The sequence below is a fragment of the Sphingorhabdus sp. M41 genome (assembly GCF_001586275.1).
Classification (GTDB): Bacteria; Pseudomonadota; Alphaproteobacteria; order Sphingomonadales; family Sphingomonadaceae; genus Parasphingorhabdus.
In genome coordinates, this window is the sequence record NZ_CP014545.1 from 2,976,501 (window position 1) to 2,989,276 (window position 12,776).

Annotated in this window: 10 protein-coding genes; 3 read left to right on the forward strand and 7 right to left on the reverse strand. The window is 54.4% G+C overall.

Going from position 1 to position 12,776, the window contains the following annotated elements:
• Positions 1-73: 73 nt before the first annotated feature.
• The 4 genes from AZE99_RS14205 to AZE99_RS14220 all read right to left on the reverse strand — a co-directional run bounded on the left by AZE99_RS14205 (position 74) and on the right by AZE99_RS14220 (position 5,065).
• Positions 74-1,027: a hypothetical protein gene (locus AZE99_RS14205; protein WP_156472287.1), complete on the reverse strand. Its 954-nt coding sequence runs from the start codon at positions 1,025-1,027 to the stop codon at positions 74-76.
• Positions 1,017-3,668 (reverse strand): fimbrial biogenesis outer membrane usher protein, encoded by a 2,652-nt coding sequence (locus tag AZE99_RS14210; protein ID WP_067202436.1) that lies wholly within the window; start codon positions 3,666-3,668, stop codon positions 1,017-1,019. Before AZE99_RS14210 ends, AZE99_RS14205 begins: the two co-directional genes overlap by 11 nt.
• A 14-nt stretch (positions 3,669-3,682) precedes the next feature.
• Positions 3,683-4,447 (reverse strand): fimbrial biogenesis chaperone, encoded by a 765-nt coding sequence (locus AZE99_RS14215; protein WP_067202438.1) that lies wholly within the window; start codon positions 4,445-4,447, stop codon positions 3,683-3,685.
• A gap of 78 nt (positions 4,448-4,525) precedes the next feature.
• Entirely contained in the window at positions 4,526-5,065 is a 540-nt protein-coding gene (locus AZE99_RS14220) for a hypothetical protein (protein ID WP_067202441.1), read from the reverse strand.
• 1,175 nt (positions 5,066-6,240) lie between these two features.
• Here AZE99_RS14220 and AZE99_RS14225 point away from each other — a divergent pair.
• Positions 6,241-6,645 carry an MAPEG family protein gene (locus tag AZE99_RS14225; protein WP_067202444.1) on the forward strand — a complete coding sequence of 135 codons (405 nt, stop codon included), beginning with the start codon at positions 6,241-6,243 and terminating at the stop codon, positions 6,643-6,645.
• Between the two features lie 535 nt (positions 6,646-7,180).
• Positions 7,181-7,849: a response regulator gene (locus AZE99_RS14230; protein ID WP_156472288.1), complete on the forward strand. Its 669-nt coding sequence runs from the start codon at positions 7,181-7,183 to the stop codon at positions 7,847-7,849.
• Between the two features lie 2 nt (positions 7,850-7,851).
• Here AZE99_RS14230 and AZE99_RS14235 read toward each other — a convergent pair whose 3' ends face one another.
• Positions 7,852-9,615: a hybrid sensor histidine kinase/response regulator gene (locus tag AZE99_RS14235; protein ID WP_067202449.1), complete on the reverse strand. Its 1,764-nt coding sequence runs from the start codon at positions 9,613-9,615 to the stop codon at positions 7,852-7,854.
• Positions 9,608-10,924 (reverse strand): MFS transporter, encoded by a 1,317-nt coding sequence (locus AZE99_RS14240; RefSeq protein WP_067202452.1) that lies wholly within the window; start codon positions 10,922-10,924, stop codon positions 9,608-9,610. The genes AZE99_RS14235 and AZE99_RS14240 overlap by 8 nt, the downstream gene beginning before the upstream one ends.
• Positions 10,925-11,405: 481 nt before the next feature.
• Between AZE99_RS14240 and AZE99_RS14245 the strand changes: the two genes are divergently transcribed.
• On the forward strand, positions 11,406-12,347 hold the full coding sequence (locus AZE99_RS14245) for a hypothetical protein (protein WP_067202454.1): 942 nt from the start codon (positions 11,406-11,408) through the stop codon (positions 12,345-12,347).
• An 80-nt stretch (positions 12,348-12,427) separates the two neighbouring features.
• Here the strand turns inward: AZE99_RS14245 and AZE99_RS14250 are convergent, their stop codons facing one another.
• Positions 12,428-12,766, reverse strand: a complete 339-nt coding sequence (locus tag AZE99_RS14250; RefSeq protein ID WP_067202457.1) for a GFA family protein — start codon at positions 12,764-12,766, stop codon at positions 12,428-12,430.
• Between the last annotated feature and the right edge of the window lie 10 nt (positions 12,767-12,776).

A 12,776-nucleotide genomic window follows, 5' to 3' on the forward strand; every position in this document is an offset into this window, starting at 1 on the left:
GCCTGCCGCTCGTTGACAGTTCGCGGGACTGGATATGCGATCTATCTCTGCATGTATGACTGCAATCAGAATTTTACTCTGCCGTGAACGTCACCGTCAACAGATCGCTATACTGCCCGGCTGCCGGCAACCCATTGGGTGCGGGCACCACTATCTCCAACGGGACTGCACGCTCCATCCGACCATGGGCATAGTTGAGTCTGCTTGAGGAGGCCGCTGTGGAAAGATCTATATTTTCCCCCTTGAAGGCCAGATTGTAACCAATGCCCGGTGCTCCCGCTTCATGCGCCAACTTGCCGCGATTGGCAGACTGGAAGGTGACAGCCACATCCGCATTGCTCATGATATTGAAATCCACCGCCGCCCGGGTGGCTCGGGACAGGTCCCCCAGGTCGATAGATGTTTCACGAATACCTTGCGGGAAATCATCCGACCGGATTTTCAGGACCGATGCGACCGGAGCCAAAATCGCCAGCGGCGCTTCTGCGACGAGATCCTGAATGCCGTTGTCGGCCCGAAACAGCCTTACGATCGCCTGTCCGCTGTAGGTCCCGCCGCGAACGATTTGATTTGCCGGAATCGAAACGTACATCGTGGCGCCTTGCACGGAACGCCCGGCACTGAATTGCCCTTCCACTCGTGACGTTGCCGTTCCCTGATAATCGCTGCTGAGGAAAGACGGGCCACTGGTCGTTTTAAGCACGTCATAATAAAGCGGATCACCCGGACCGCTCAAGGCATTGACACCGCCGCCAGAGAGGGGCGCTGCGGTGAGGACGAACCGGCAAGCAGCACCTTGATGGCGGACCGATATGGTCACGGTTTCAAAAGACTCTCCGTCTTCAAACACCTCATATCCCCGGCCATAAAGCCCTCGCCAGTCGACGCTGTTGTCAACTGTCAGTTCAAGAGCGCACGGATCGCTTTCCTGCATCACGTCACTCTGCGCAAAGCCGGGCATGCTGTGGAACAACAGACTGGCCCCGGTCAAATAGGTGAAACGTTTCAAGTGTAGATTAGTCATCATTCTCTCCTTCCGCTTCAAAATCCAGATCATATGCCAAATGGGCTTCCAGCTCGTATATACCGGTGACATCTTTCGGGATGGTCACAGCTTCCGTCGCGGTTTGTCCATCGGCTGTGACGGTAATATCATATGTTCGTCCGGCTTCGAGGCCCTCAAGGAAAAACCGTCCCTTGGCATTGGTGAATATCTGGGTCGGTTCAACGCTTTCATCGAGGTTCTCGGTATCCCGGGCCAGACCGGTAACAAAGACCAGAGGATCACCATCCCGATCAACCATATTGCCCAAAAGCGAAACATTGCGGGCGTTACCCACTTCAAGATTATAACCGCTTCGATATCCCGGGTTCAGCCCGAATACTTGTCCGCCCAACGAGGTACCCGCTTCCGCGTCCGGAGCGTCAACCTGGATGGAGCGGTTAAAATAAGGTGTCAGGGTCGTTAGCAATGCCGGCCCCAGAGCACCGCTATAAGCAGAATATTTCGTTCTGCTTGATCCAAAACCGGTGCGCGGCTCCACCGCTAGCTGATAGTCTCCGGCTTTCTTGTTCGCTTTTACAATCGCGAAACTGTTGCGGACGGGCCGGCCTATGGCAAATTGGCCATCCGCCATGGCAAGCGCGGTTCCAAATGTGACTTCGGTACGCAAATCCCGGTTACCGTCACTGAAATAATTGCGCGCGATCTGCTGTATCGACGTTTCAAAGCGGTTGTTGACATAGGTACCGCGAACAAATTGCCGGTCAGAGCCGTCACGCCGCTCCACACTGGCATTGTAACCAAAGGAATTCACACCAGATGATGCGATACGGTTATAATCCAATCGGGCGACATTGTCATCAGTGGTATAGGAAGAGGTGAGCGAACCACGACCAAGCGGTATCGACAGCCCAACCCGGAACACCGGTCCGCTCCCCTCCTGGTTTTTCCTATACTCGGCACTGACAGACATTGAACCGAAGGATAATTGCCGCGAATAGTTGATACCCGCATAATAGACATCGCTCAGCAAGGTCCCGCGATATCCTTCGTAACCGGCATAAATCTGGGCTCGCGAATCCGGCCCGACTTTCTGGCCAGCACGAAAGCGCGCTTGCTTGGAGAGCAAATTGTCGCTGAACAGCTGGTCAAGGGTCTGGAAATTCTTGCCGGTTAGCGTGATCAGCCCGTCGATGGTTCGTTCCTTGTCCGGATCGGTATCGCGCCATCGATATTGAAAGGTCACCTTGCCGGTATCAAGGCCCGGATCATTGATGTTGGTCGCTGCGTTAAGCCCGAAGGTCCCGAACGGCAAAGCCCAGACAAATTCTCCGCCGACCAGGTTGAATTGGCGACTTCCTTCCCAGTTCAGTCCGACCGTGAGTTCTGAATTCAGACCATATCTGACGAAGCCGGTGCCGTTGTAATCATTGTCATCGTACCGCCGCACGCCATTGTCGTCAGTATAGGGCAGACCCACATTCAGAGCGAAATCAACCAAGCCCGGCGCCAGCAATTCCAGATCGAAAAATGCCGGATAAATCCGCGTTTCCGTTTCGCCACTGGCATAGGTAATCCGCAATTCGATGTCATTGCCAGCCGAGGGAACCAACGGAAAATCACGCAAGTTGTAACGGCCGCTTCGCAGATCGAAAGTCCGGACAAGAGATCCGTTGAGCAACACTTCGACACGCGCAGGGCGGTCGAGCTCAAATGCCTGTGACGGCGATGGTCTGACGTTAAGATATGGGTTTATGTTGAAGTTTCGATAGGCCGATATCCCGGCAATATTTGGTGCATTCTGAAAGGGTCTCGTCGCAACATTGAGATCGCCGAGTTCGTAGCGGACAAGGGAATCGCGATCATCATAGGTCAGCCGTACGTCGCCACGGGTGAATTTGCGGACGCGGCTATCATCATAACGAAGCTCTGCTTCGGCAACGACGCCATATAGATTCAATGCCAGATCTATATCACTTGCCAGCCGGTCAAATCCACTCGGCACAAATTTTGAATCTTCCACAAAAGTGGCACCGGCACGCACGGAAACATAAGCGGAGATATCGCTTTGCTCGACGATATCGATATCGGAGCGCTGCCCTATCCCCCGCAGGTCCAGATTTCTGATCGTCCGGATGGCGGCAGGAATTTCAATCTTCAACACCAGTTGCGTATGATCGAAAGTGATGGAAATCCCGAGTTCACGCAGAGCATCAAACGAGACCTCCTCGCGCCCGCTCGCCAAATTCCTGAGCAATGCAGCCGTATCATCGACCGTGGTTGGAGCGAGCACATTGGAGACAAATGCCGCGTCCACGGAGCCTTCACTATCGCCTTCATCCGGAGTGACAACATAAGTGCCGACATTGATCCCCTCAATCAGGACACTATAATCGCCTTTTTCAAGAGCGGGGCGTTGCTTGCCAAAAACCTGCTGAAAAATATCGTCTATCGAGCCATTGGTCGTATCAGACGGTGTACCCGATTGCTCCGGCGCCGGAACATCTTCGTCGGACTGCTTGTCCATCGCGGGGGCGACTTCAGCGGGCTCTTGTTCCCCTGCGGGGGAACCGCCAATGGGCTTCTGCTGTCCATTGGCAGGATTGGACGATATCAGAGCGAAAATTGCTGCAAGGCCCTGACCCGATATAGTGGTTTTGCGCATGCCGCATATCCGCCTTAGTCAAACACGACATATTCGGTACGAAGTTCGCCTTTGACGGGGCCAGGCGGAATTGCTTCCGGCCATGGCAGACGTACGATCCGCTCACTGCCTACCAGAATGTTTAGATTGACCAGTGATGCGGCGCTCTCACCAGTCAATGTCACTGGCTCACCGCCGCTTTCGGGGGTAATAATCAGGCTGGCCTTATCCAGAATGGCACGCCGTTTTCCGTCGCTGGCAATTCTTGCCTCGAGCCAGGTTTTGCCTGCTTCGTCGGTAATCGGCGCAACCGAAACCAGGCGAGCAGAAGGTGTGGACTGCGGAGGCACGATGTAAAGGGCGGCCTCATAACGATATGTCATGTTAACATTAATGCTAACATCATCTGTTTCTTCCTGTTTGAATTTTATCGGCAATTGGGTCGTAACCAGGCGATAAGCCAGTTCGTGCTCTGGCAGAGCATCTCCGACCCAGCGGACTTTGAAACTCTGGCTAGATTTGGGAGCGATCACCATTTGCGGCGGAGTGACCAGAAGATCCTCATCCTCTGCCGTAAGAATGTCCGTGCCATCCGGATTTTGCTGCCGCTTGAAGGTTCGCACTTCTATGGCAATGGGCTGTGTATGGGTATTTGTAATCACAACGGACTGGGCCGCGCCCGCGCCCGATGGCGCCAGCTGAATTACAATCGGCTTCATATCATAGCTATGGGCTGGATAGGGAATGATAAAAGCTAACAGCGACAGTAATAAAACCATATTCATCATAGCGCGGAACATAGCTATCTCCCCTAATTACAAATCAAAAATTAAAAGGCCGGCAGTGTATATAACACTGCCGGCCTAATATTTAGTATATTAAAGATCAGCTGCCAAAGTGATGGTCAGAGTATCTTCATATGTTCCTGCAACATAGGAATCTGCAACGCCTGGGAAGTTGAGATCCATGTTGCCAGTGCGTACACCACCGTTCAGGAAGATATTCGTCCAGTCCGATACCGTCACAATATCAACTGCCGAACCAGCCATCGCGGTAGAGTTTGTCGAGGTGCCGCTGACACCATTGCCCAGTTCGAAACCGATGGTTTCGACATCATAGGCAATGTTGATAGCGCCACTGCTTTCGACATGCCGCATGCCACCGTTCAGTGATTCCAGGGAAACCGTGTAAGGTGAGTTACAGGAATAGGCGATCACCAGACTTCCCTGATTGCCAAAGTCGGTCATGTTGACATCGAAAGATCCCGAACCTTCAGGAATCAATTCGCAGTTGCTGTCGATCGTGCCGCTAAGCGCAATCGCATAGGATTCTGAATCAGGCGTCACTGCTGATGCAGGTGTAGCGATCATCAACGCTGGAACGGCAACTGCTGCTGCGAGTTTTACAAGGTTTTTCATTTCAATTCTCCGTTTTATGGGGAACACCCCCGATTATGCGATTTCCGGTCTGGAAATCGCTCTCAACGGCCGGAATTTACGGCAGCATCGACCGGCCTCGATTGCTGCCGACGGGAATTTGGAAGCTGGAGAAAGGCGCTCTGACGCAAAATAGTGCAACAATCGTTGCCTAAATCGCGCCACCCTGCTAAAACTTGCAGAGTGAGCGTTTCTCACAGTTAGGGCAGTGTTCCCGTGAACCTGTCCGCTTGGCCTGCCAGCGATTTGAGACCAATCATGGTCGCTGGCGGGCCCCCTTTTCTTGGAAACGCGGTCACCCGGTCTCCAAAAAACTCTTCTAATATCTTCGCCTGTCCTTTCTTCCGCACAATGCGGGGGAGACCAAAATTAAGCGTGTTAAACTATGGCGAACCAGCAAGCGGGATCGATACGTAATTGCACTAAGCAATTTGATCAGGCTTCCAATTTCAGCATTCGAACCTCTGCTCGATTGCTTTGAGCCGGGCAGCACGATAGCTTTGCGAGCTGGGCGCATTTTAGAATTTATTAATGTATTGATGGTAAATGGAGATATATTCCAGACAGACTCATCCGAAAGTACTGCGGGTCCAGTAATATGAATCTGGCGATAAATGTCGCTCGACATACAAGTCTCCTCAGTATGCATTTTCAGCACACCTCCCTCAAACTTGCGACCCTGGTTACAAAAAACACCGTCGTTATAACGAGTGCTGAACGTTAACCTTCGGCTGACATTAAACGTTAACACCTCATTCAGCCGTTCGCCGCTATCATCCACAAAATATAGCGGTTTGCAAGTGATTCAAAACGCTCGATTTATTCCGAACCTGGCTACTTCCAGAAAATTCGCTTATGAATCAATGCTGAAAGCCCTGCAGCTGAGTATTTGCCTTCGACAATCGGATTAGCTTTATTCTTCCCAACATGTCGTATTTATACAATTTCCGTTAATATTATTGGTTAACTCCAATGAGATGGCGGCGAATCTGGTGTCCGAGTCGCGACCCGTCAGACATGTTTCATCGATCGTTTTTCGGCTACCAAATCTGTTTCCGGCCAGAGCAACGATGTGCCGAGCACACCCCTATCCTCCCGCCCCCAAATTTGCGCTTTGGCAAATTCGGCCTAAGATGGGAAAAACAGGGAGGAACATCATGACATTACCGGTAACCGGCCTCGCCGCCGCGATTTGCGCCTTGCTGCTGATCTATTGCGCCTATGCCACGGTCAAGGTCCGCCTCGCGACCCAGATCGGCTTTGGCGACGGCGACAGTCCCGATCTGCTCGCCGCCCGGCGCACCCATGCCAATCTGTCGGAACATGCGCCGATCTTCCTGATCATGCTCGGCGTTCTGGAACTGGCCAACGCGGACCATCGCGGCATCACGATCATCGCAGCGGTCTTCCTGATCGGCCGGGTCGCCCATATCGTCGGCATGGCCCAGCATCACAAGGGCGGCTCCCCGCGCTTTCGGCAACTGGGCGTATTGGCGACCTGGCTGACCACCATCGCACTGGCCTTGTGGATCGTCTTTCTGTTTGTGACGATGCATCTCTAGAGCCGGTGTTCAGCAGCTGATGCAGAGCGACAGACCGAGCATTCATCTTGCCCCCTGGGCTCTGCACCCATCGCGCCATCGCCTCCAGCAGGGCCAGCCGCGCCGTCCGCGCATTTAGGCCCTACGGGAGGGACCTATTGCCCCCGGAGGACCCGTTTGCGCCTGGGCTTGATGCTTCTGAACTGCCGTGCTGACCAAAGCCCACAAGCGCGAAAGCAGGGCTGTGAAGAAGGATTGCGAGCAATAGCTTGGGACCCTTGCTGGTTGTCGCTGTGCGATTCATGAGTTTCATTTTAGTGTCAGCCAGCTGAATCGATGTTCGCTTCGGATCGGAAACCGGCGATTGCAATTATCTGGTCAGTTTCGCCCGAAAGGGTGGCTGGAAAACCAGGACTCAATAGCTCGGACATTTGACCGGGCGGCCAGCAGTTTGCGATCAGACTGGACCTGTCGCCGGTTGGTGACTATCGCTATCCATCTTTCGGTTAACCGGAGGTAATAAGATATTGGTATAAAACCAACGGGGTTGCAGGAGTTGAATTCAGAAACAAATGACCTGTTAAAGATCGCAGTTATCGACGATCACCGGCTGTTTCTGACTGGGTTCACGCTTTTGCTGGAGCAGTTTGACAAGCCTTTCATGGTGACTCCGTTCGGAGAACCAATGTCGCTGCTCGAGAGTCTGGACGACGGCATTGTATATGATCTGATCATCTGTGATCTGGTTATGCCGAGCATGAACGGACTGGCTTTTGCGCAAGCCTTGCGCGACCAGTCCGCTATTCCGCTGATGATGTTGTCCGGCATCAACACATATCCTCCGATATCGGAGATGAAGCAGCTGGGAGTGAACGGCTTTGTTCACAAATCGGCGAATGATGAGATTTTGCTGGCTGCCATTCAGACGATATTGGTGGGCAAAACCAGTTTTCCCGATGCAGCAGAGGCCGGAGCAGAAGCACAGGCTACGCAATTTGGTGATGTGGCCGAACCCTATGACATCGAAAGCGTTCCGGTTTTGACTCAACGCCAGATCGAAGTCCTGCAACTTATTTCCAACGGCGCCTCGAACGCCGAAATTTCGTCCAGCCTTGGCATAAGTGGCAATACGGTGAAAAGCCATTTGCGCCAGATTTTCGATTTGCTGCAAGTCAACAAACGCACTGCCTGCGTCCGCGCCGCCCAGGCATTTGGCCTGATCTAGCTTTACGAAATCTCAGGCTGCGGCGGCCGGGAAATAATCCGGTCGAGTATGGCCCATATCTCGTCCGGCTCCACCGGCTTGTTGAGAAAACGGATACCTGCCCCGGCCTGCTCAATGGCGACCTTGCCCATTTGTCCGCTCATCAAGATTGCCGGCACGGCCTCGTTCACTTCTTCCCTGAGCATTTCGATCAAATCCAGACCGTGCTGGTCATAGTCCAGTTGCTTGTCGATGATCAGCAACGCCGGAACCGCCGATGTCCTGCTTACCAGTTGTACTGCATTCTTCTGGCTGGACGCTGATATCACCTGACAATTCCAGCTCGACAGCAGCTGGGTCATCGAGGTCAGTACCGCTGGATCATCATCGACAATCACCACCAGCGGAGATTTTTCAAACCGCTGGATCGCGGTTCGACAGGGAATTTCCGGGACCCGGTCACTCGCCTTGATCGGCAACGTGAAGGTGAATCGCGTGCCCGCTCCCTGTTCGGAATCTATCGCCATCCTGATGGCCAACAAGCCGCAGAGACGCTTGACGATCGCGAGGCCCAGTCCCAGTCCCTTGGGATTGTCGTCATTGCCGGCATCCAGTTGCACATATTCGTCGAATATACGTGCGAGATTTTCCTTGTGGATGCCGGGTCCGTTGTCGGAAATTTCAATAATCGCGTGATCTTTCGCATGACGCAGCGAAAATTCGACTTTCCCGCCAGCTGGAACGAATTTCCGGGCATTGGACAATATGTTCCGGATGATGCGGGAGAAGAGGACCGGGTCGGTCACCGATTCAATATTTTCAAAATCCGCAACCAGCTCGATTTTGGCGCTATTGTCTGACAGAAATTCGCTCGCCAGTTTCTCGCACAGGTCCGCGATATTCACCATGACAGGCTTGGGCATGATGGCGCCACTATCGATGCGCGACACATCGACAATGCCCTGCAACAGTTCTTTCTGTGCCCGCCAGCTGTCCTGGACCTGGTCGAGCAACGCGATCTGGTCCGGCCGGTCCAGTGTGTCGCGGAGTGCCTGCATGAAAAATCCCTGCGACTGCAGGGGCTGCGAAAGGTCATGGCCGGTTGCTGCCAGAAAGCGTGTTTTTTCCTCGGAAGCTTTTTGAATGGTCTTGTTCTGCTCGATGACTCTCTCGGTCAGTGCCTTTTTCTGCCGCGCCGCAATCGTGTCGCGGGTTTCGATTTCAACCCGTGCGCTGAGAAACATTGCCAAAGCGAAATATACCATCATCGCAAAACCGACCAGTCCGAATGGCGCGGGGGCGTTGATCATCAGATAGGCGCTGAACGGCGGGACCGCGAATAAGGCCAGGGCGATATAGCCAGGGCGATAGGCCGAGCTGGGCAATATGCCGCCAAGGGTGATGCTGCAGACCAGCAAACAACCGATGAACACGGTATATTCCAGCTGGAAATCGGTCTGGTAAATAGCAATTGCGCCCCAGACCATCCCGGTTAAAGCGGAAACAATCATATGCCCGAACAGATAGGAACCATGGTTCTCGCGGGTTATGCCGCCGGGCGCCTTCAGCCTGGCATAGAGAAAGGTAACCACCACCATCGCAGTGCCGCTGGCAAACCAGAGCGTAGCGGTGCCAGGTCCGCTGATGAAATACATGATCGCCGCTGTATAGGTGATCAGAAACTGCACGATCAGACAGGAACCACCAACCCGCTTTTTCAGCATCGCCGCCTGTTCAATTCTCAGTTCGACCAAATCGGCAGCAGGATTTTCGATCAGTTCAGCCAATGGCGCTATCCCGCTTTTGTACCACTATGAAGTCCGGCCCGGTTTTGAGCACATAGAATGCAATCAGCCTCAGCAAGATCGGCAAAGCCGAATAGAAGAACAGGAAGGTCAGCATCGCATTTGGTCCGTCGGCCCCGGTTGTTTCGAAGCCGATATAACCCAGAGCCGGAAATGCCAGACCCATGGGGACGATGAAAGACAGTTTTGAAACGGAGTTTTTGACGGCCAGATACAGGCCGCCGAGGCGGTTGTTACCTTCTTGCTCCTTTTCATACACGATATCCGCCAGCATCGACGTCGGCATGATCGCATCGCTGCCAAATGTGCTGCCGATGATGATGCTCAGGATAATCGCACCGGTAACATCGCCGCGACCCACCAACGGGATCAGAGCGAGGGCAAAAGCGCATAATAAAATTGCTGCCATCCAGGATGTTTTTTTGCTGTAGCGCTTGGATAAATATATCCAGAGCGGCAGGAAAGCCGCCGATGACAATAAGAGGACAGCGAGAAAAAGCCCGACCAGTTCCGCTGCGCCGACAATATGGACAACATAGAGAACCATCAATCCGGCAACCAGCGAATTGGCGGTTTGCACGATGAGGAAACTGACCAGCAGATAGCGGTATCGCCGATCCGAGAGCACCGATTTCAAGGCTTCGACGGGGGTCAGTCGCGGGCTGTCGATAGTTCTCGCCGGGGTCGGCACAAACAGCAGAAACAGCATAAGGCCGATAAAACATAGCGCGATTATTGCGTAAGCGATCACATGCAACGCCTCGCCTATTGAATATCCCATGATGAATGGCAGCGCGGCGGCCACGATTGCCCCGACTACCTGAAATATCGCTTTCGATCCTGCCAGCAATGATCGTTCGTGGACATCGGGCGAAATTTCCAGGCCGATCGACGAATAGGGAACGTCCAGAATCGTGTAGAACAGGAAATAGAGGCCGCTCGCCAGAATCAGATAGGCCGGGCCTATGGTATCCGGCGGGGCGAGGAAAAGATAAACAGCGACGCTGAAACCCAATACGCCCGCTATCATCCAGGGCTTGCGCGGGCCGAAACGGGACCGCGTCTCGTCGCTCCAATGACCGATCAGGGGATCGGTGACGATATCCAATAGCCGGCCCAAAACGAATATCGCCCCGACAAGGCCCAGTCCGAGGCCCATATCAACCGCATAAAAAGTCGGCAAATACATGGCCATGGCCAGTCCGGCCATCGCCAGTGGCGTGGTCAACAGGCCAAAACATGTTAACTGCCAGACATTGAATATGCGGACATTGTCATCGCTGCTACTCATAGGCTGGATATATTCCCCCCTTTCGCTCCGAAGCTTCGCCTGCACGGATTCCTGCAACCGTCTCGGTCATTTACGAGAATGACGCAACCGCCCTTTCGGGTGATTGTGCAGAATGGGATTCGGGATAAGATGGGGTTGTAAGCAGTTGGTGGAACTAGAACTCACACACTGCTTTCTGGCATTCTTATCCACTATTTCGGGATGCCATCTGTTGCCGGGGCCCTAATTTGCGACCCTAGGGCTCCGGCAACTTTAATCAACAGGGCGGCTGGTGCAGAGCCCATATCGCAGCTCGCTCCATCAGCCCCGGCGGCGCAGGGAGCGGATTCCAGCGCATATGCGGAGCTGTGGGTGGCAAAACCCCTGATGATGTGCAATTCATTCAAGCCCCGCGAATAGACGAAGCTTCCGATCGATGGTCCTGTCGAAGGCCCGCTGAATTAGGCTGGTTCGGACTGTTTGAATCGGCTAACGCGCCCGGATGATTGAAAGCGGGTCGCATACGCCGGGGATTGACCCTGCCTGGTTTGAATTGCGGGCGGGTACGGCGATGCGTTGGGAACAGCCGGACAAGGCGCTCGAGGGATTGATCGGCGACTATTTCATATTCGATTCCGAGGGCCCCGAATCCATAGGGGCCTCCGAATGGATGCTGCCGAACTGGCCGACCATCCGCTTGGTTCTGGCCGAGAACCCGATGACCATCGAAGCGCCCGACTGGCGCTGGTCCCCGCTGCCCGAAGCCGGTTTCTACGGCCCTACCAGTCGCATCATGAAGCATATTTCCGATGGCGGCGTGACGGTTGGTGTCAGCATGACACCAGCCGGAGTCGCGCGGCTGTTTGACATCGATTTGTCTCTGTACCGGGACCGGATGGTGCGATTGCAATCCTTGCTGCCTGTAGGATGTGAAGCGCTGGTTGCCGAACTGCGGGCGTCGGACCGGGGACCAGCGGTCAAATCCATTCTCGACCGTTTTTTCCTGGCGCAGATGAAGCTGCCACATCCGGCTGAAGCGCAGATTATCGCGCTCAACCGTCTGTTGCTGGACGAGAATTTTCAGAATGTGAGAGAGCTCTCCCGCGCGCTGGAATTGCCGATCCATAGCCTGGCGCGATTGGCGTGCAAGCGCTTCGGCTACCCGCCAAAGATATTGCTGACCCGGACACGCTTCCTGAGATCACTCATTGCGTTAAAGCAGGCAGGCACCGCCCGTGGCTATAGCGTGATCGATGAGGCCTATACCGATGCGTCCCATTTTCTCCGCGATTCCGAACGTTTTCTGGGCATGACAACGCGTCGGTTTCTCAAGCTCGACACGCCATTTCTCGATGCGATTCTGCGCGCGCGCCAGCTCATCCTCGGCACCGCAACGCCGACCCTTGGTCCCGCCATCTATCGCGAACAGGTCCCGGAGGACTAATCCCGAATTGCGGTGGCGCGGATATTTGCGAGACAAGCCACCCGTGCGGCTCCACCGGGCGACCCGGGAGCGTGTCGCGTTCAGTAGCTCGCACCATCCACTTCGCATACCTGCAGATGCTGCCATTCCTCCGGCCCGAAAATCCGCATGTTCACGCCCATCCGGTCGGGCGGCGCGGTGACCGGGGTCCAGTGGGTGTGCGTGCCGCAGGTCACACAATTCCAGGTGGTGATCATCCGGTCGCCCTGGACATAGGGGTTGAGCGCCTCCGGCTTTGCCTCGATCTGCACATCATCGGGGGGCCAGTAGCCGCCGATCCAGCCAGTCTTGCGGCACAGGGAACAATTGCATCGGCTCACCTGTTCGGGCGGAGCCGGGACCAAAATCCGGACGGCACCGCAATGGCATTGGCCTTTCATCCTCGCCCCC

Excerpts from the sequence above, each read along its gene's own strand:
- AZE99_RS14205 (WP_156472287.1), bottom strand. The coding sequence starts at position 1,027 with ATGATGACTAATCTACACTTGAAACGTTTCACCTATTTGACCGGGGCC.
- AZE99_RS14210 (WP_067202436.1), bottom strand. The coding sequence starts at position 3,668 with ATGCGCAAAACCACTATATCGGGTCAGGGCCTTGCAGCAATTTTCGCT.
- AZE99_RS14215 (WP_067202438.1), bottom strand. The coding sequence starts at position 4,447 with ATGTTCCGCGCTATGATGAATATGGTTTTATTACTGTCGCTGTTAGCT.
- AZE99_RS14220 (WP_067202441.1), bottom strand. The coding sequence starts at position 5,065 with ATGAAAAACCTTGTAAAACTCGCAGCAGCAGTTGCCGTTCCAGCGTTG.
- AZE99_RS14225 (WP_067202444.1), top strand. The coding sequence starts at position 6,241 with ATGACATTACCGGTAACCGGCCTCGCCGCCGCGATTTGCGCCTTGCTG.
- AZE99_RS14240 (WP_067202452.1), bottom strand. The coding sequence starts at position 10,924 with ATGAGTAGCAGCGATGACAATGTCCGCATATTCAATGTCTGGCAGTTA.
- AZE99_RS14245 (WP_067202454.1), top strand. The coding sequence starts at position 11,406 with ATGATTGAAAGCGGGTCGCATACGCCGGGGATTGACCCTGCCTGGTTT.
- AZE99_RS14250 (WP_067202457.1), bottom strand. The coding sequence starts at position 12,766 with ATGAAAGGCCAATGCCATTGCGGTGCCGTCCGGATTTTGGTCCCGGCT.